The organism is Capnocytophaga sp. oral taxon 902 (assembly GCF_013394735.1).
GTDB lineage: Bacteria > Bacteroidota > Bacteroidia > Flavobacteriales > Flavobacteriaceae > Capnocytophaga > Capnocytophaga ochracea.
Window position 1 is genome coordinate 1,928,775 of record NZ_CP058261.1, and the last position, 19,713, is coordinate 1,948,487.

The 19,713-nt window shown below is 39.7% G+C and carries 16 protein-coding genes; 4 read left to right on the forward strand and 12 right to left on the reverse strand.

Features of this window, described 5'->3' with window-relative positions:
• The first annotated feature begins 942 nt into the window (after positions 1 to 942).
• The 3 genes from HW278_RS08355 to HW278_RS08365 all read left to right on the forward strand — a co-directional run bounded on the left by HW278_RS08355 (position 943) and on the right by HW278_RS08365 (position 1,960).
• The gene (locus HW278_RS08355) at positions 943 to 1,197 is read left to right on the forward strand and encodes a hypothetical protein (protein WP_015782430.1); all 255 of its coding nucleotides are present in this window, start codon (positions 943 to 945) and stop codon (positions 1,195 to 1,197) included.
• Entirely contained in the window at positions 1,187 to 1,480 is a 294-nt protein-coding gene (locus HW278_RS08360; protein ID WP_009420238.1) for a type II toxin-antitoxin system RelE/ParE family toxin, read from the forward strand. Before HW278_RS08355 ends, HW278_RS08360 begins: the two co-directional genes overlap by 11 nt.
• Before the next feature lie 141 nt (positions 1,481 to 1,621).
• Complete coding sequence (locus tag HW278_RS08365; protein ID WP_178977998.1) at positions 1,622 to 1,960, forward strand: transcriptional regulator; 339 nt, start codon at positions 1,622 to 1,624, stop codon at positions 1,958 to 1,960.
• Between the two features lie 236 nt (positions 1,961 to 2,196).
• Here HW278_RS08365 and purL read toward each other — a convergent pair whose 3' ends face one another.
• From purL to HW278_RS08425, 12 genes are all read right to left on the reverse strand, one after another.
• A complete protein-coding gene (gene purL / locus HW278_RS08370) occupies positions 2,197 to 5,865 on the reverse strand; it encodes a phosphoribosylformylglycinamidine synthase (RefSeq protein ID WP_178977531.1) in 3,669 nt (1,222 codons plus the stop codon).
• Positions 5,866 to 6,082: 217 nt separating this feature from the next.
• Positions 6,083 to 6,298, reverse strand: coding sequence for a hypothetical protein (locus tag HW278_RS08375; RefSeq protein ID WP_178977532.1), 216 nt, complete (start codon positions 6,296 to 6,298; stop codon positions 6,083 to 6,085).
• Positions 6,299 to 6,301: 3 nt separating this feature from the next.
• The gene (locus HW278_RS08380) at positions 6,302 to 6,445 is read right to left on the reverse strand and encodes a hypothetical protein (protein ID WP_178977533.1); all 144 of its coding nucleotides are present in this window, start codon (positions 6,443 to 6,445) and stop codon (positions 6,302 to 6,304) included.
• A gap of 32 nt (positions 6,446 to 6,477) precedes the next feature.
• Positions 6,478 to 8,268: an excinuclease ABC subunit UvrC gene (uvrC, locus tag HW278_RS08385; protein WP_178977534.1), complete on the reverse strand. Its 1,791-nt coding sequence runs from the start codon at positions 8,266 to 8,268 to the stop codon at positions 6,478 to 6,480.
• Positions 8,269 to 8,366: 98 nt separating this feature from the next.
• Positions 8,367 to 9,737 (reverse strand): OmpA family protein, encoded by a 1,371-nt coding sequence (locus tag HW278_RS08390; protein WP_178977535.1) that lies wholly within the window; start codon positions 9,735 to 9,737, stop codon positions 8,367 to 8,369.
• A gap of 204 nt (positions 9,738 to 9,941) precedes the next feature.
• Positions 9,942 to 14,183: an alpha-glucan family phosphorylase gene (glgP, locus tag HW278_RS08395; protein ID WP_178977536.1), complete on the reverse strand. Its 4,242-nt coding sequence runs from the start codon at positions 14,181 to 14,183 to the stop codon at positions 9,942 to 9,944.
• A 507-nt stretch (positions 14,184 to 14,690) separates the two neighbouring features.
• Positions 14,691 to 15,017, reverse strand: coding sequence for a type II toxin-antitoxin system RelE/ParE family toxin (locus HW278_RS08400; RefSeq protein ID WP_002675218.1), 327 nt, complete (start codon positions 15,015 to 15,017; stop codon positions 14,691 to 14,693).
• Positions 15,002 to 15,304 (reverse strand): hypothetical protein, encoded by a 303-nt coding sequence (locus tag HW278_RS08405; protein WP_178977537.1) that lies wholly within the window; start codon positions 15,302 to 15,304, stop codon positions 15,002 to 15,004. The genes HW278_RS08400 and HW278_RS08405 overlap by 16 nt, the downstream gene beginning before the upstream one ends.
• 144 nt (positions 15,305 to 15,448) lie before the next feature.
• Positions 15,449 to 16,513 (reverse strand): TonB-dependent receptor, encoded by a 1,065-nt coding sequence (locus HW278_RS08410; protein ID WP_178977538.1) that lies wholly within the window; start codon positions 16,511 to 16,513, stop codon positions 15,449 to 15,451.
• Positions 16,514 to 16,527: 14 nt separating this feature from the next.
• Positions 16,528 to 17,214 (reverse strand): anti-sigma factor, encoded by a 687-nt coding sequence (locus HW278_RS08415; RefSeq protein ID WP_178977539.1) that lies wholly within the window; start codon positions 17,212 to 17,214, stop codon positions 16,528 to 16,530.
• Positions 17,215 to 17,217: 3 nt separating this feature from the next.
• On the reverse strand, positions 17,218 to 17,757 hold the full coding sequence (locus HW278_RS08420; protein WP_178977540.1) for an RNA polymerase sigma factor: 540 nt from the start codon (positions 17,755 to 17,757) through the stop codon (positions 17,218 to 17,220).
• A gap of 87 nt (positions 17,758 to 17,844) precedes the next feature.
• Complete coding sequence (locus HW278_RS08425) at positions 17,845 to 18,312, reverse strand: DUF192 domain-containing protein (RefSeq protein WP_178977541.1); 468 nt, start codon at positions 18,310 to 18,312, stop codon at positions 17,845 to 17,847.
• A 405-nt stretch (positions 18,313 to 18,717) separates the two neighbouring features.
• Between HW278_RS08425 and HW278_RS08430 the strand changes: the two genes are divergently transcribed.
• A complete protein-coding gene (locus HW278_RS08430) occupies positions 18,718 to 19,680 on the forward strand; it encodes a transporter (protein WP_178958309.1) in 963 nt (320 codons plus the stop codon).
• Positions 19,681 to 19,713 lie beyond the last annotated feature (33 nt).

Below are 19,713 nucleotides of genomic sequence, written 5' to 3' on the forward strand. Positions count from 1 at the left end.
AATTTTGTCTTTAAATAGCCTAATAAATGACTTTGTAATTTAGTTTTTTCAGTCTTTGCTTTAATGATTCAATGTTTCTTATAGTAATTTTGATTAACAATGTTTATTTTAGCAATCTCTGTGTCTTCTCAAAATCTTGTTTCAATGAATAATTTTTATCTAACAATGTTTCTTATAGCAATTTTTCAGTAATTTTGTTTAATTCAGTTTTTTCAAGCAATTTTTAGTGTCATCATTTATTATGATTTAAATGCACTTGCAAGTTTTACTAACATCCCGTCTGTCAAACTTACACTATCTATATTGAAAATAGCGTGCCAAAAATGATAAAGTAGCCTTTTTTACACTTAAATAGCTTATTATCAATACTTAATACTATTTTAGATTCTTTACTTCAATATCCCTAAAATCTTCATTTTGTGTATACGCTACACGATTAACCTGTATAATATTCTCATTTTACACGGCTCATTTTCAGTTTTCTCCCGCACGAAAAAGAAGCAGTATTAAAATTCACACTAAACAAAATAATTGATATTATTCTATTTCTTCAGTTCTTAATACCATCGTCTTACCGCCCTTTTAACTTTCCTTATTTGTCGATTTATTTCCCTCAAAAATCCGTTTTATTCTTCATTTTTAGCTATTCATTATCAACTGTTTATATACCCTTTCTATACCAATCGTCCAAGATTCGTATAAGCTTCCTATAAGTTCTCTATAAGCTAAGCATACCCATTTTACCTTTCATCTTTCACCTTTTACCTGACTCACCTCCTTCGAACTTCTTCGTTATCTTCCGGAAGTTCAAATTCATTTCTGATATCTCAAAGTTTTTCTGATATTTTCTAACTCTCTCTGAGATTCCTCAAGTCTAAAATTTAAAAATCTTCTTGCTTTTCAGGAAAGAATCAGTATCTTTGTAAAAAAAATAATAGAATTATGAGTATTGCAGTATTAACACAGAATCCAAATATCCAGTTTATAACCGATAGTAATGGAAGAACAGTATCAGCTATAGTTCCTATAAATGAATATAATACTATGTTGAAAATCATAAAACAATATGATTCCGATGATGAGTTTACAGAAGAAGAACTAAAAAGAATAGCCTTATCGCATCAGCAAGCTAAAGAGGGAAAAATGGTAAAGAGTGAAGAAGTTTTTAAAATGCTAAGGGCTGAGTATGGAAATTAATTGGACTAATGAGGCTATTGAAAGCTTTAGAGATACACTTCGCTATTGGAGTAAACGGAATTGTAATAACGATTATTCCAATAAAATTATTGATGAGGTAGAAAAAACTGAAGTTTTTCTAAAAGAAAATCCTATGTTACTTTCAAAATTTGTAGAAGAGGTTAAGTTATATAAAATACTAATTATGAAAGGGAAGTTTGCTTTGTATTATGATTTTATAGAAGAAGAAAATCTAATTGTAATAAAATTTTTTAGAAGCACCAAGCAAAAACCTTTAGAGTAGTTTTTTAAGTTGCAAAATGAAAATGATTACGACAGAATTTAGCTAATCACTACAATGTAAGTGCCCATTCGTTAACTCACAGCATTAACACTCCTGATATAAAGAAGTTCTTTTAGAATCGGTAGATTAACAAAACTTATGATGGAATCCTTACTTTTTACCTCTGAAGAAATAGACCTCAACCCTCGCCCATATTGGGGAGAGCTTTTGCAAATAACTTTTGTAAATAAGGAGCAATATTTTTCTATAAGTAGATTAGCTTATGAAGAAGAACTCTATTTTGAATACAATGAACAAACTCATTATATTTATGCCTTGTGCCAAGATGTAGAGTTTAATTTGAGAGCCAATGCCTTGCATATTCATATCACAAAGAAGCTAAAAGGTAATTGCCCTTTCAGTACTATTACAATACAATTACCTTCTTTTTTTGTTGATTTAGAAGAAGTGTTGCAAGAATTAAAAAAGAAAGTCCGATAATTCTTTTATCGGACTTCTTCATTAACCAACCAAAACTTTAAATTATGAAAACTATTATTTGAAGTTTACAATGAGCTACCACCCTCATTGCGACGCAAAGGTACGAATAAAACAGTACCTGTCAAGTGTATTTTTAAGTTTAACAAAAGTTTAATATAAAAGGGGCTTATGGAGCCCCTTTTTAGCGTAAATTTAATATTTGCGCACTTATTTTTTTAAGATTTTGTTTACCATTTTTATTTAGCATTACGTGCTTCAATCCACTTGCGGGCATTGATAAATGCCTCTAACCAAGGACTAACTGCTGTTTTTTCACTCGGATAGTACGCCCATTGCCAAGGAAAAACTGAACGCTCTATGTGAGGCATCGTTACCAAATGTCGCCCTGTTTTGTCGCATAACATAGCCGTGTTGTAATCAGAGCCATTAGGGTTGGCAGGGTACTCCTGATAAGCGTATTTACCTACGATATTATATTCGGTTTCTGCCAATGGCAAGTGGAATTTTCCTTCGCCGTGTGATATCCATACCCCTAAGGTACTGCCTGCAAGAGAGGAGAGCATCACCGAGTTGTTCTCTGGAATGGTTACCGACACAAAGCCACTTTCGTGCTTGCCACTATCGTTATGCCACATTTTTCCGTGCTCTGCGTGCTCAGGATTGATGACTTCTAACTCCATAAACAACTGACAGCCATTGCAGATACCTACAGAAAGGGTGTCGGGACGGGCAAAGAAGTTGTCTAACGCTTTTTTAGCTTGCTCGTTGTAGAGCAAAGCACCTGCCCAACCTTTGGCACTGCCTAACACATCGGAGTTAGAGAAACCACCTACAGCTCCTATAAATTGTACATCTTCTAAGGTTTCACGTCCGCTGATAAGGTCGGTGGTATGTACGTCTTTCACATCAAAGCCTGCTAAGTATAGGGCATTTGCCATTTCGCGCTCGGAGTTGCTACCCTTTTCGCGTATCACTGCCGCTATAGGGCGTTTGCCTGCGGGGCGTGCGGGTTTTTCGCCCGTGAAATGCGCTGGGAAAGTGCATTGCAGAGGCTGTTCAGAGTAGTTTTGATAACGCTCGGTCGCCTTGTCATTTTTTGTTTGTTGTTTGTCTAACAAATAAGAAGAGAGGTACCACACATCGCGCAATTCGGGGATATTGAAATGGTACGATTTCCCGAAATGGTGAATAGTAAGTTCTTGTGAAGTAGTTTCTTTGCCTATATTAGCCCATTCTAAGAAGTTTTCTTCCAAAGTAGCTTCAACACTGCTATCGGCTTGAATTACTACCCCTGCGTTTTCAGCAAAAAGGGTTTTGATAAGGTCTTCATCGGCTGAAAGTCCGCTCAAATCGATGGTAGCTCCTAAGTCGTTTTCAGCAAAACACATCTCTAAAAGCGTTGTGATAAGTCCGCCGCTACCAATGTCGTGTCCTGCTTGTATTTTTCCTTCTTTTATCAGTGATTGTAATACGTTGAAAGCTATTTTAAAGCCTTCGGCATCTTTTACAGTAGGAGCTTTGTCGCCTATTTTGTTTAATACTTGGGCAAAAGCCGAACCCCCTAATTCAAAATGAGCGCCTGAGAAGTTGATATAATAAATGTTGCCTCCATTGCGTTTTAATACGGGCTCTACCACTTTTTGCACGTCGGTACAATGGGTAGCCGCCGAAATAATCACCGTACCTGGGGCAATCACATCACCACCATCGGGGTATTTTTGTTTCATTGATAGGGAATCTTTACCGGTAGGGATATTGATACCCAATTCAATCGCAAAATTAGAAGCAGCTTCTACGGCTTCGTACAAACGCGCGTCTTCTCCTTTATTGCGGCACGCCCACATCCAGTTGGCGGATAGCGATACACTTTGCAAGCCGTCTTTTAGTGGCGCCCAAACAATATTAGTAAGTGCTTCGGCAATAGCATTGCGACTACCTGCGGTAGGGCTGATGAGTGCCGTAAGAGGCGAATGACCAATACTAGTAGCGATTCCTTCTTTGCCATTGTAGTCCAAAGCCATCACCCCAACGTTGTTCAAAGGGAGTTGTAGTGCGCCTGCACATTGTTGTTTGGCGACTTTGCCCCCTACGCAACGGTCTACCTTATTAGTAAGCCAGTCTTTACAAGCCACACTTTCTAATTGTAGCACCTGTGTTAAATAGTTGTGCAACTGACTTGCATAGTAGTGTAACTCTTCGTAGTTAGTAACTACTGTTTCATCGGTCATTACGGTTTTTGGTGAACTGCCAAAGAGCGCACTGAGGTCTAAATCCATTGGGTGGGTACCTTTCTTTGCAGAAGCAATGCTGAAATGCTTGTCATCAGTAACTACGCCCACCTCGTACATAGGCGCACGCTCGCGGTCGGCAATGGTTTTTAGTTTGGCAATAGCCGAATTGGGCAATACCAATCCCATACGCTCTTGAGATTCATTACCTATAATTTCTTTGTCCGATAAGGTAGGGTCGCCTACGGGCAGTTTGTCTAAGTCGATTTTACCACCGGTTTCTTCTATGAGTTCTGAGAGACAGTTGAGGTGTCCGCCTGCTCCGTGGTCGTGTATAGAAACGATAGGATTCTCGTCCGATTCTACCATTGCGCGAATTGCATTGGCAGCGCGTTTTTGCATCTCGGGGTTAGAACGCTGTACGGCATTGAGCTCTATACCTGTACCAAAAGCGCCAGTATTGGCAGATGATACCGCAGCACCTCCCATACCTATGCGGTAGTTTTCACCGCCTAAGATAACGATTTTGTCGCCTTCTTGAGGGGTGTGCTTTATAGCTTGTGAGGCTTTGGCATACCCCACGCCCCCTGCTTGCATAATCACTTTGTCAAAGCCTAATTTGCGTCCGCCTTCTTCGTGTTCAAAGGTAAAGAGTGAACCCGTAATGAGCGGTTGCCCGAATTTATTACCAAAATCGCTTGTCCCGTTAGAGGCTTTGATGAGGATATCCATTGGTGTTTGGTACAACCATTGGCGTTCAGCCATTCCTTTTTCCCAAGGGCGGTCTTCTTCTAATCGGGGGTAAGCCGTCATATACACAGCCGTACCTGCCAAAGGCAAAGAACCTTGTCCGCCCGCGAGACGGTCGCGTATTTCACCTCCTGAACCTGTAGCAGCCCCGTTGAAAGGCTCTACCGTAGTGGGGAAGTTGTGGGTTTCGGCTTTGAGTGAGAGCACGACTTCAAAAGGTTTTACTTCGTAGAAATCGGGTTTATCGGCACTTTTGGGTGCAAACTGGTCGACAGTAGCCCCTTTGATGAAAGCTACATTGTCCTTATAAGCTGAAACAATGCTATTAGGGTGTTCTTGTGATGTCTTTTTAATGAGTTTGAACAGGGTAGAAGGCTTTTCCTCACCATTGATAACAAAAGTGCCGTTGAAGATTTTATGGCGACAGTGTTCGGAGTTGATTTGTGAGAAACCAAACACTTCCGAGTCGGTGAGTTTGCGCCCCAATTGTTGAGAGAGATTTTGCAGATAGGCAACTTCTTCGGCGCTTAGCGCAAGTCCTTCTTGCTGGTTATATGCCTCGATATCATCGATTTCGAGTGTTGTTTGCGGTTGAATGTTGATAGTAAAGCTGTCTTGGGTAAGACCGTTGTATCGCTCAAAGAGCATAGGGTCGAAAGGTGTATTGGGGTCGGTTACCTCGTGGAACTCCTCGATGCGGGTAATCCCGTGAATATCCATATTTTGGGTAATTTCCACCGCATTGGTACTCCAAGGAGTAATCATCGCCGCACGGGGCCCGATGAAAGTACCGCTAAGGGTAGGGGAGGGGAGTTGCTGGGCATTGCCAAACAGCCATTTCAGTTTGTTGAGGTCGGTCTCAGTAAGGGCAACTTCGGTAGCTACCACATAGATAGTGTTTTTGGGGGTTTTAAAGAAAAGAAGCATTATTATCCAATTAACGATTAGCAATTAACAATTAATAATTCAGTTATTGAGTAGTATTTTTCAAAAAGTTAGGTAGCATTAGTAAGAAAGGTATGCTGTTGTTGCAAGCTACCATTGGCGTTGCCAAAAGAGCTACCATACCTAGTTTTTTCATAGGTGTTTTTTCTAAGATGAAACTTGCGACAAAGATACGAAAAATATATTAAAAACTTTCTAATTAAAAGAATAAATTATTTTTATAGCAGAAGTACTCATTATACACCTCTAAGAACCCAGATTTGTACCACTGTTCTTCGTCTTTTGTTCGTTGTTTCTTCGTCTTTTGTTCGTCTTTTGTTCGTCTTTTGTTCGTCTTTTGTTCGTCTTTTGTTCGTCTTTTGTTCGTCTTTTGTTCGTCTTTTGTTCGTCTTTTGTTCGTCTTTTCTTCGTTCATTTTTTATCTGCCCGTGCGGCTCGCACCGTCTTTTGTTCGTCTTAGCTCCGAATAACGTTTGATTATAAAGCTATTACAGCTGAGCTGTTTACTGTTTTCGCCATAGATTATTTCTATAATAGAACTTGCTCCAAAGGTATGAAACAAATTGTAATTAGCAACAAATAAAGTCTTCGTTTTTATTTATGACTCTGGAAATATTCATACACTTTCTTACCCCTAAAACCTGCTACTTGGGTAAGCTCCTCTAAAGTAGCTTCTCTTATGCGTTTTACCGATTTAAAATGTTGTAAGAGGACTTCTTTAGTTTTTTCTCCTATGCCCTCTACTCCATCAAGCTCCGATACGATTGCCGATTTACTCCGTTTTTGCCGGTGGAAGGTAATCCCAAAACGGTGAGCTTCATCGCGTAACTGCTGTATCACCCGCAAGGTTTCCGAACGCTTGTCTAAATACAATGGAATACTATCCTCAGGGAAAAATATTTCTTCCAAACGCTTTGCAATACCTATAATAGCTATCTTTCCGCGCAGTTCTAATTGCTCTAAGGCTTTTAATGCCGAAGACAATTGTCCCTTCCCGCCGTCTATTACAATCAGTTGAGGTAGCGGTTGTTCCTCGTCCAACAATCTTCGATAACGTCTATACACGGCTTCTTCCATCGAGGCAAAATCGTTAGGCCCTTCTACAGTTTTCACGTTAAAATGACGATAATCTTTCTTGCTCGGCTTTGCATTCTTAAATACCACACACGCCGATACGGGATTCGTACCCTGAATATTCGAGTTGTCAAAGCACTCTATATGTACCGGTGGGACAGAAAGGTGCAAGTCGCGTTGCATCTGAGTGAGAATACGGTTCGTATGGCGTTCGGGGTCTACTATTTTCTCCTGTTTGAATCTATCTTGACGGAAGTGTTTGGCATTGCGCATCGATAGGTCTAAGAGTTGTTTTTTCTCACCTGCCTTAGGAATGGTCGCTTGTAGCCCTTCTGAAAGAGTAACCTCAAAAGGCACAATAATCTCTTTGGAATTAGAGAAGAAACGTTCACGAATATCAATAATAGCGTATTCCAAGAGCTCTCTATCGGTTTCTTCCAATTTCTTTTTAATCTCCAAAGTATGAGCTCTCACAATCGCTCCGTAGGCTACTTGTAGGAAATTTACATAACCGTACTCTTCGTCCGAAACGATAGAAAATACATCTACATTGCTAATTTTACTACTTACGATGGTCGATTTTGCCTGATAGTTCTCTAAACTCTGTATCTTTTGCTTGATGAGATCTGCTTCTTCAAACCGCATTTCCGAAGCCAGTGCCATCATCTCCTTTTTAAACTGATGTAACGCATCTTTGAAATTCCCTTTAAGGATTTCTACAATCTGCTGAATATTCTGGTTGTAATCTGCTTCGTTTTGGTATCCTTCACAAGGTCCTTTACAATTTTTCAGATGATATTCCAAGCACACTTTAAACTTGTGGTTAGCGATGTTTTGCGGAGATAAATCGTAATTACAATTGCGCAAAGCGAAGAGCTCTTTTATCAAATCTAAAAGTGTGTGTACAGTTTTCATACTGGTATAAGGGCCAAAGTACAACGAACCGTCTTTTACTACCCTACGCGTAGAGAACACACGTGGGAAACGCTCTTTCTTCACACATATCCACGGATAGCTCTTGTCGTCTTTTAGGAGAATGTTATAGCGCGGTTGGTATTTCTTGATAAGGTTGTTTTCGAGTAGTAATGCATCACTCTCGGTAGCTACAACTATGTGTTCTATACGCACAATTTTCCTCACCAAAATACGTGTTTTGGCATTGTCGTGTTCCTTTTGAAAATAAGAAGAAACGCGCTTTTTCAAATTGACGGCTTTCCCTACATAAATAAGCGTGTCCGTAGCATCGTAAAACTGATAGACACCAGGGTTAGTAGGTAAGGTTTGCAATTGAATTTCGATAGAAGAGAACATAAACAATTAGTAATTAATAACTGACAATTAATAATTAAAAAGAGGTTGTCCTTACGGGCAACCTCTTTTTATGTGTAACAAAAGGGTTAGAGAAACAACTATTTTACTAAGTTGATTTCAACACGACGGTTGAGCTCTCTACCTTTCTTAGTTTTGTTAGAAGCGATTGGTTTATCAGGACCGAAACCTTTTGCAGTCAAACGACCTTCATCGATACCTTTTTCAATCAAATAAGCTTTAACAGAGTAAGCTCTATCTTCTGATAATTTTTGGTTCTTATCTCTCTTACCACTGATATCAGTGTAACCCTCAATAGAGAATTTAGCGTTCTTGTATTGCTTCAATACGTCAACGATTTGGTTCAATACAGTTGCTGATTGAGGTCTGATAGTAGCTTTGTTTACGTCAAACAAGATAGTGCGTGCAAAGTCGTTCAATTTCTTTTGAACTTCTTGAGTTACTTCAGGACAACCGTTGTTTGAAGCAGGACCAGGTACGTCTACGCATTCGTCATCTTTATCAAGAACACCGTCACCATCAGTATCAGGCCAAGGACAACCGTTGTTTTCTTTAGGACCAGCTACGTCTTTACATTGGTCTACGTTATCTGGCACACCATCGCCATCAGTATCAGGGCATCCGTTAAATTCAGTTGGACCAGCTTCATCAGGACAAGCATCATCTTTATCAGCGATACCATCATTGTCTCTGTCTGGACAACCTTTCAATTCTGGTTTACCAGCTTCATCAGGACAAGCGTCGTCTTTATCAGCTACACCGTCATTATCGCGGTCTGGGCAACCTTTCAATTCTGGTTTACCTGGTTCATCTGGACAAAGGTCATCTTTGTCAGCTACACCATCTTTATCGCGGTCTTTTTTACCAAATTTAATGGTAATACCGGCAGCGTGTTGGAAGTAATCCTCTTTTGAATCAGATTGGAAAGTAGGGTGGTAAGCTGTCTGCAAGTTAATACCGATGTTTTCGGTAAACCAAAAGTTTACACCACCACCACCTAAGGCGCGGAATTTACCTTCGTTGTCAATAGCGGCATAACCACCACCTACTTGTAAGAATGGGTCAAACCATTTTACTTTCTCTTTGTTCCAAAGAGATTTAAAGTGGTATTGCAACGCTAAGTCTGCAGACCAGAAAGATAAATCTACTTTGTTATCAAGATCTTTGTCATAACCGAATCCCTTTTCGATTTTGTTTAAAGAACCTGATAATTCAGCAGAAAAACCAGCTCCGATATATCTACCTACTGAAAGACGAGAAACTGCTGGAAGGATATTGATATCGCTTGGCCCTCCCCAGTCTTTCATTAAGTCCCCGAATGCATCAGGGGTACGAATATCAACGGAGTTCACTCCAAATCCTATTTGCCAAGGACTGTCTTCATCTTGTGCTTGAACTGCTACCGAGAAAGCAGCAGCCAAAGCAAATAAAGTTACTTTGATTTTCTTCATACTTAAAAAATGAATTTTGATTACTATTTTAATTTTGGTGCAAATATAAGTATTATTTTAATACAAAATCATTTTAGAGATATTTTTTTATTAATTTTAACATTTCTTATTCTTTTTAATCTCTCCAAAATAGTGGTTTTTTAACCTTTATATATTTGCTTATTTTCTTCGTATATACTTTAAAATGAAATACTTATTTATTTGTTATAGCCATTTTACCAAAGCGAAATCTTGGCGGTGTGGCAATAAATTATTTTTAGGGAAAATTCTTATTGCTAAGTGCAAAGCACCTGGATATTCTGAGGCAATTTCCAATTGATAGGTAGCTTTATTGCCTTCTTGAGCCACTACCGTAAACTCACTTGTCGAGAGTACTTTAAACTTATCGTCTTTATGTTGGGCTACTACCAATTCTACTCCTACGTCTTCAGGACGTAATTCTCCTAATTCTAAGGTAATTTCGCCTTTGTATATCTTACCAATAGAAATGAGTTGCTCGTTGCGATTAGGCACTTTAAAGCTCACTACCTTTATGTTATCCCATTCTTGAGTTACTTTGCGTTTCCAGTTCGAAAGTTCAATAGCGATTGCAAAGTGATTGTCTTTAATCTTGGTTACGCGCTCAGTCATTGGGTAATAGTATTGCTTTTCGTAATCAGTGAGCATACGAGTAGTGGTAAAGTTTACCGCCACTTTGGCAATTGTATTCTTGATGAGTGCACACCAGCGTGATGAGATGCCATCTTTATTCTTATCATAGAATATAGGAGCTATCTCGTCTTCAATAATATTGTAAATCGTCTCTGCATCCATTTCGTCTTGATACTGCTGGTTTTCGTAGGAGCGTTCCATAGGGAGGGCCCAACCGGCATCTTCCCGATACCCTTCTACCCACCAACCATCAAGTACGCTGAAGTGCATTACCCCGTTCATTGCAGCTTTTTCACCACTGGTTCCTGAGGCTTCTAGCGGACGTGTAGGGGTATTCATCCATACATCTACCCCTTGTACCATATGGCGCGCGAGCTCCATATCGTAGTTAGGAACGAATAATATCTTGCCTAAGAACTGTGGTAATTTCGAGATTTCCACAATATTCTTAATCAAATCCTGACCTGCTTTATCGGCAGGGTGGGCTTTCCCTGCAAAGATGAACTGTACAGGGCGCTCAGGATTGTTCACTATTTTATCCAAACGCTCTATATTGGTAAAGAGCAAATGAGCGCGTTTGTAGGTTGCAAAACGACGCGCAAAACCAATGGTAAGGATATCTTCGCGTAAGTTCTCTTTGATTTCCACTAACTGACGTGGAGAGAAATAAGGGGTGTTCTTCTCTAAACGTAGCTTTTGTTCTACACGGCGCAATAGCTTAGAACGAAGAGCCGTTTTGATTTCCCACACGCGTTGGTCAGATACCTTATAGATGCCCTCAAAGCTCTTAGGGTCGTAGTGGTGTGTTTTGTAGTCTTTGCCAAACACCTCGTTTTCCACTTCTTTCCACAAGCCAGCTGTCCACGTAGGTTGGTGTACCCCATTGGTTACATAGCTAATGTGAAGTTCTTCGGGCATATAACCTGGCCACAAGTCTTTGAGGATTTCTTTACTTACCTCACCGTGTAGCCAGCTCACACCGTTTATTTCTTGCGAAAGGTTTGCTGCGAGGTTACTCATCGAGAATTTCTCGTGTGGGTTTTGCAAGTTTATTTTACCCAAAGCGAGTATTTGTTCCCAATTCACGTGCAATATATCGGCGTAATTTCCTAAATAAGCGCGTAATAAGCCTTCTTCAAAAGCATCGTGACCTGCGGGTACTGGGGTGTGAGTAGTAAAGAGTGATGAGGCGCGCACCACTTCCATCGCTTCCGAGAAAGTAAGGTTCTCGTTTTGGATATACTCGCTGAGGCGTTCCAAACCTATAAAGGCAGCGTGCCCTTCGTTGCAGTGGTAAATATCACTGTCGATACCTAGCTTGCGCAACATCTTAATACCTCCTAAACCTAATAACATTTCTTGTTTAAGACGGTTTTCCCAGTCGCCTCCATATAAGTGGTGGGTGATAGAACGGTCGTCTTCGCGGTTGTTCTCAAAATCGGTGTCGAGAAGATAAAGCTCTATACGACCTACGTCCACACGCCATACACGTGCATATAGGGTTCTACCTGGTAAATCTATTGATACAATCAACCATTTTCCACTCTCATCTGTTACAGGCGTTACAGGTATCTTCGAGAAATCTTGTGCTTCGTAGTCGGCTTCTTGGTTACCTGCTGATGATAGTTTTTGAGTGAAATAACCATAGCGGTATAACAATCCTACCCCAGTGATTTTGGTTGCCTTGTCGCTGGCTTCTTTTAGGTAATCGCCTGCCAAGATACCCAAACCTCCTGAATAAATCTTCAAGGAAGAATGTAAGCCGTATTCCATACTAAAATAAGAGATAGACGGACTTACCATCTCCGATTTCTTAGCCATATACGCTTGGAAATCACCGTATACTTTCGAAAGATTGCGCATAAATACTGCATCTTGCTCCAATTCTTTATAACGAGTAAGTGAGATGCTGTCCAGCAATGCAATAGGGTTTTTACGCACTTCTATCCATTGGGCTTTATCGATGTATTTAAAAACTTCGTAAGCCTCGTCATTCCAGCACCACCAAAGGTTTTTAGCGAGTTCTTCGAGCGGTTGTAAGGCTTCGGGAATTGCACGGTGGATAATCACACTGCGCCAGTTAGGCGTGTTCACCACCTTCGATTTCTCTAAATATGCCACCCCATCAGTTTCTACCGGAGGCAGACTCTCCACTCTGTCCTCTATATTTTCAAGAGTGAGTTCATAACATTTTATGTAGTATTGTACTAAGTTCTTCCACAGAGCGATTTCTGATACTTTACCTGCTGTTTCGCGAAGCTCTTGGAAGTCTTGTTCTTTCTTGTCTAATAAATTCTGAATATTCTTAGCAATCGCGCCTACTACCTCACCGTAGTTGCTATCGGTGCGCGGTACTACTTCTATCGCTTTTTGTTTTTCGGGGTAATAATCGTTCACCCACTTGCCAAAACCTGCCAAAGTAGTGGTAATGGTAGGCACTTTAAAAGCTAAACTTTCAAGCGGTGTATAGCCCCAAGGCTCGTAGTACGATGGGAAAGCGGTGCCGTCTAACCCGATGAGCAAGTCGTAATAAGAAAGGTTGAACACCCCGTCGTTGCCATTGAGATAACTTGGACAGAAAATCACTTTCACCTTATCTTCTTTCCGATTGAAGAGCTGTTGCTCATAAATACGAGTCATTATCGCATCGTGATACACATCAGGGAGAATATGGGTAAGGTGCTTTTGTTCGTTTTCGGTAGTTTGCTGAGGGTTGTGCAAATTGTTTAGCAATCCTTGGTTAGGCGCATCGTGAGCTGTAGGAATTAAGATGTAAGCCAAAAGCTCTTTCTTGTTATTAGAATTCCTATTCAGTGCTCCCAAGGCATCAATAAAGGCATCGATGCCCTTGTTGCGGAACTCATATCTACCGCTGATAGCTACAATTTTGGTATCCTTGCTAATAGGTTGGGTTACCAAAGCCTGTGCTACGCTGATAAGACGCTGTTTAGCTTCTGCACGCTTCTTATCAAAATCTTTTTCAGCTGGTACTATGGCGTCGTTGAAGCCATTAGGCGTGATGATATCAGTTTTTCTACTGAGGAAGTGCAACGTCTCTTGGGCAGTAATTTCGCTTACCGTAGTGAAGCAGTCGGCTACTTTAGTAGTTTCTTTTTCGAGGAAGTGCTTGTGTTGTACCCCAAACCGATAGGCCATTTCTTCGGGTTTGTAGTTCTTCATATCGTTGTAGAGCGGATAACCATTGCCGGCAATCGCACGACCTACTACGGTAGCGTGAGTAGTGAAAACCGAACCTATTTTAGGCATTTCTTCTTCCAAATAGAGTAGCGCACTACCGGTCATCCATTCGTGGAAATGGCAAATCACGTTTTCGCGTGAAGCAGTGTTGAACTTCACAAAGCTCTCAATCACCTTCCCTACTGCATAACCAAAAAGCACCGACTCTACGTAATCCCACGGACTATTGTAAGAATCGAGCTTGTAGTTATCCCAATAATAACGCAAAATCTCGTTTTTGGCACTTACATAATGAGAGAAATCTACCAGAATTACTATGGGGTTGCCTTCTATTTTCCAATTCCCCACACGCACGCGCAAGCCCTCAGATGCTGCTTTAGCACGCCACGATTTGAAGAGTTCGGGGTTTTCTACAAATTCTTTATTTTCGTTGTGTTGCCAAATATCGGGACCAATCAGAAAGTATTTCCTTCTGAATTGTTTCGCAATACTCGGAGCTTTCGTGGTAATCACTGTGTGAATACCTCCTACTTTGTTACATACTTCCCAACTGGTTTCAAACACATAGTCGGGATTAATTTTCTTTGTATTACTCATTATATTTAGTGTTTAGTCGTTAGTTGTCAATTTTTAGATGTTTTATGTATCATTAGTTTCAAACAATACCATTTCTCAATCGCTTTTCCCTCATTTCAGTTCCCCCTTATAATATTATCTTCTTCATCTGTTATTTGTCATTCGTCAATCGTCACTCGTCATTTCTTCCTTTTTTCGTCATACTCCCCTCCTAGTGCCTAAGACCTTAGGCCTAATACCTATTTCTCTTTCTTTCGTCTCGAAACCCCGTTTTTTACATTTTTAGCACTGTTGTATTGTATTATGAGTCAATCACTTATATACCCTTTCTATACCAATCGTCCAAGATTCGTATAAGCTTCCTATAAGCTCCCTATAAGCTAAGTACACCCTTCCAATACCCTTTTTTCATCAAAAATCCTCTTACACTACTTCTGAAATCCTCCGTTATCTTTCGCTCTCCCGACCCTTCTGCTATCCACCGTACTACGGTTGCCCGTACGGCTCGTATTGTCGTCGTACTACGACTTATTTGTCAAAATAATGTCCTAATAATCGGGAAACAAGTACTGTTTTCTCATCTTCAAAAACTTCATACACTACTCTATCCTTTTTGCTTAACTCTCTGCTCCAAATCTCATTATTAGGGAAATGTTTTAATTTCTCAGCAGAAGCAAAACCATTACTATCCATAGGATTAATTGCTATTTCTGCAAAAATCCTCTCTAAGCGTTTCTTTACAGAGGGTAGCCCATTTTTCTTTATCTCTTTTAGTTGTTTTAAAGCCTCTTGAGTTAATTCGATTGTATAGGTTGAGCTTGAGCTTTCTTCAGTTTCAGTTAAAGATTTTCCCATATATCAAACGGGTTTATTGGGGTAGTTTTACCCGCTTTATATTCCGCTCTTGCTTCTCTTACAAGATTTTCTAAGTTGGTAATACTTTCTTCTTTATCCTGATAGTTAGCTGAGGCATATTCATTGTTTTCTTCTAAATCAGTCGCATTATGAAACCTCTCTTTAAGCTTTTTTGAAATCCACAACTTATAACCAGCAGACTCTTCGGCACTCATCGTCTCGAGTGCCTCCATAAGCTTCTGTTTATCTTGAGTGTCTATGTCTTTTTCTTCTAAGATTGTATTCATATTTTTATCATTTAAAAAGACTGCTTTTATACCAAACAAAAAAAGTACCTTTACAAGCAACGTTGCAAAGGTACAAAGTTTTTTTTGATTATAATACTATTTTCAGGAAAATAAATTTTAGCTAAGAGATATAAAACAAATCTTTTAATCTCCAAAACGTATCCCTATAGAAAAAGGATACTCGTTTACAGGATTGTTTCGGAAAAGAGGAGCGAGGCTATATCGAGCGTAAAGCACACAACTTTTATATCCTAAATGCGCCGAAAGTCCATATACCCAAGGACTAATATTTAAGTCCTCTCTTATAACATTTTTATGAATAGAACCATCGTCATATCTTATTTTCTGACTGTTGCCTATGGATACCCCTACATAACCCCCAAAACCTACTCTGAAACTGTCGTGAACAGGGTAAATGGTTACTCCGTTCTTAGTTTTAGGAGGTGTAAAATCAAATTCGAAGTCCACAGGCACGATGAGGTAATTGGTGCGCAATTTCGATTTGTTAAGTTTATTAGCGGTATACTCCACCGATTTTGTTACGCCGTTTTCTCTTACAAAGTACTCGCTCTCTTTGAACTTGAGTCCGTCGTGCATCCAGGCAATTCCATAGTTGATATGCAACAAATTGTTCGTTTTAAGCAAGCGAAACCCTGATGTAAAGCCCAATTCAAACGATTTAGAACCTAAGGGTTTAAAACGATTATCTCCAAAACCATTGCTACTGTTTAGGTTGTGAAACCCTATTGCCATATAAAGCCCTATTTCGTCTAAGGCACGATAGGTATTCACTTTTTTCTCTTCCTTCTTGCGGAAAATAGTTTCTAATTCTTCCATTGCGCGCTTATACGCATCCGATTTAGCTGTGGTAACCGTATTGGTTTGGGTTTCTGTGGAGGCTGATGTCGCTCCTTCACGTATGAGTTTTGCTAAATGTTCGGCTTCAGTAGCCGTCTTTTCTTTGATATTCTTCTCGGTAGTAGCCGTGAGCTCTTCTTTCATCTGCTGACTCAGTTCTTCACTGATTTTCTTCTCTTTGAGCAACTGATTTACGGCTGAAAGTTTCTTTTTGAGCGTTTCTTTTTCTGCAAATACAATAGAGTCTATCGTGTATTTCGATTTTTTGATAGCTTCTTTGGAATGGTCTTGTGCGAAGGTGACGCTTGTCGCCAACAAGCAAATCACCCATAAAAAATATAATGTTCTCATTTTGATATTTATTTTTAGTCTTTATTGTTTAAAACAACGCGTGTTCCTACTTCTTTTAGTAGCCTTTCAGCTAATAGTTTTACCCTGTTTCTAAGCAAGTCCCTTTCAATGGTGTTAAAAGTAGCATCTTGCTCGTATTTTTGATTTACATATTGGTTGAGTTGAGCTTGAGTAGTAGCGATAAGAGCTAAGTCTTCTGCCGATAGTTGCTGTAAATCCCCTGCTATTTGCTTTTCCATCTGTTTTGTAATTCTGGTTTCAATAACATCAGCAGTGTACTGGGCAAAAAGAGTATCTACCTCATTGATATCGAGGAGGGCAGGAGAAGCTATGGAACTCTTAACAGCTGGCAAAGTTGTAAGAGTCCTTTGGATTATGGGAACTTTGGGAGTTTCGGTTATCGTAGTAGGAGTGAAAGTAGTACCAACAGATGATACGTTTTCTTTTTCTGTGGTTACAACTACTACTTTCTGCGATTGATATTCAGGGTTTGTATTGGTTTGTTGCTGTTCTAACAAATACCCTATCCCGAGGCACAATAGCAAGCAGGCAGCTATGGCGCAATACCACACTTTTCGGCTGTTCTGCCTTGCTTGTTGGGCTTCACTCTCGGCTAATTGCGCCTCTAACTGTTCCCATAGGGTAGGTGATGGGGTGATTTTCCGATACCTAAATAGGCGTTGTATGCTATCTTTCCACATTTTTTAAGCTCTTTTTTTATAGTTTGTAACGTATTGTTGTAAAAGTTTTTTGGCATAAGCCAATTGCGATTTAGAAGTGCCTTCACTAATACCTAACTTCTCTGCTATCTGCTTGTGAGATTCATTTTCAAACACATAAAGGTTAAAAACGGTACGACAGGCAGAAGGAAGTTTATCTATAAAGGCTTGTATCTGCTCATCGTTAAAAGATTCATTGTCTAACTCACTCTCGTCGATAGTGTCGTAAGTATCGCTCCAATCGGCGAAGGATAGCTTTTGGACTTTGCTTTTGAGAAAATCTATACATTCATTTACAGTAATCCTGCGTATCCACGCATAGAAGTGCTCTTGTTCTTCATATTTAGAGAGACTGGTAAATATCTTGAAGAAGGCTTTCAGTAGGGCATCTTCGGCGAATTGCAAATCACTAATGTACAGCCTGCACACACTCAGCAAAGCAGGAGCGTACTGGTCGTACAACTGCTTTTGCGCTAAGCGGTCGTTGCGCTGAGCTTTCTCGATGAGACGATGGTCGATTTGCATTTTTCTTTAAATGATGAATGATTTATTCTTTTTAAGGTTCAAATTAAGTACGATGTAGAAAAACAGGAGATTGTTCAACTTCATCGGTTACGGCAGTTTGATTGTACAGCCCTTTCCTATGTTGTTTTTTTTAAACCATCCTTGAGGCACTTCAAGAGCATAACGCACAGGTTCCGATGAGTCCACACTTTGATGGCTGAACGGTGTCATATCGCGTGTTTCGCGAATTTCGCCATTCGAGTTAATGAACGCAATCGAAAGGGGGGTAGGCGTATCTTTCATCCAAAAGCTTAACTTTTCGTCTCTTTTAAAGATAAAAAGCATACCCGTTCCTTCGGGAATATTCTCACGCCCCATATAACCTTTTGACATCTCTCGTATGGAGCGAGCAAGCTCAACTCTTATGGGAATGGTCTTGCCGTCAAGATTGGTAATGGTCAAGTCCCTCTCTTCAAACTCAAGCGTGAGAGCTGAACAAGCGCTAAAAACAAGGTAGCACAATAGGATAACTCCCATCAGCAATAGTTTAACAGATGTAAATATTTTCTTTTTCATAAGTCCTACAAAATTAAAAGTTCAGAAAATAAATATATGAATTTTGATATCTCAATTATCCTTTTTGCCCTTATAAACGAAGAAAAAATAAAAAGGTTGGAAAATAATTAGAAAATTTACCACTTAGCAAATTATTTAACTTTGGCAAAGTTTAGTACAAATCACATTCAAAAGAATTTTGAGCCAGAAGAGCTGATACTGAAAGAATAGCAATAAGTAATAAAAGCTGTTTCATAGAAATGTCTTAATTTGTTCATTAACAATCGGTAAATTGAGGGCAAAGATAGAGAGAAATCAGTAAATTGACAAATTAGAAATTTTAAATACGAGTTGTACAGGCAGTTTGATTAGCAAATTATTTGTACTTTTGTAGCCTTAAATCATTAGCTCATCGGTAAATTTAAAATGCTTACACTCATTCGTTTTATAAAGAATTGGACACTGCCTATTTCTATGGGCATAGGCGCTTTGGTATATCTCATATTTTACTACGTGCCTGCATTGGATACTCTCTCACAAAAACTTGCTCCTACGTTCGACACTATACTGCCTCTGTTTATGTTCCTGATACTGTACGTTACTTTCTGCAAGGTAAACTTTAAGAAGTTGTTGCCTGTACGATGGCACTTTTGGGCAAGTCTCTTCCAAATCGTTTTGGTAGCAGCGATTGTAGGGGTGATTCTTTATTTTCGGATTGGTGGAAAGGAGTTGATACTCTTGGAGAGCATTCTTGCTTGTGTGATAGCCCCTTGTGCCGCAGCCGCAGCCGTAGTAACCTTAAAACTTGGGGGCAATTTGGAACAGATGACCACCTACACTTTCCTCTCTAATCTGCTTTGCGCCCTACTGATTCCGATTTGTTTTCCGCTGATAGAACCTGCATCGGAGTTTACTTTTTGGACTGCTTTCTCACTCATAATGCAGAAAGTGTGTTTGGTGTTGGTTGTGCCTATGCTCTTAGCTCTACTTACCAAGAGTGTACCACAACTTCACCGCTTTCACCAATGGCTGATACACATTCCTGACCTCTCCTTCTATCTTTGGGGTTGTTCACTGATGATTGTTACCGGTACGACTCTTAAAAATATCTTCCACGCACAATCGGGGATAGGTTTTTTATTGCTCATTGCTTTTTTGGGGCTACTATTATGCCTAATGCAATATGCTATTGGGCGGTATATAGGTCGGTTTTTTGAAGCTTCGATTGAGGCAGGACAAGCCTTAGGACAAAAGAATACGGCTTTTGCCATTTGGATAGCTACTACTTACCTACACCCTCTTTCCACCGTAGGTCCTGGCTGCTATATTTTGTGGCAGAACATTATTAACTCAATAGAAATTTGGGAAAGAGGAAAGTATAAGGCTTAACCCTTTGAAATAAGGTTAAGTAAACGTCTTATA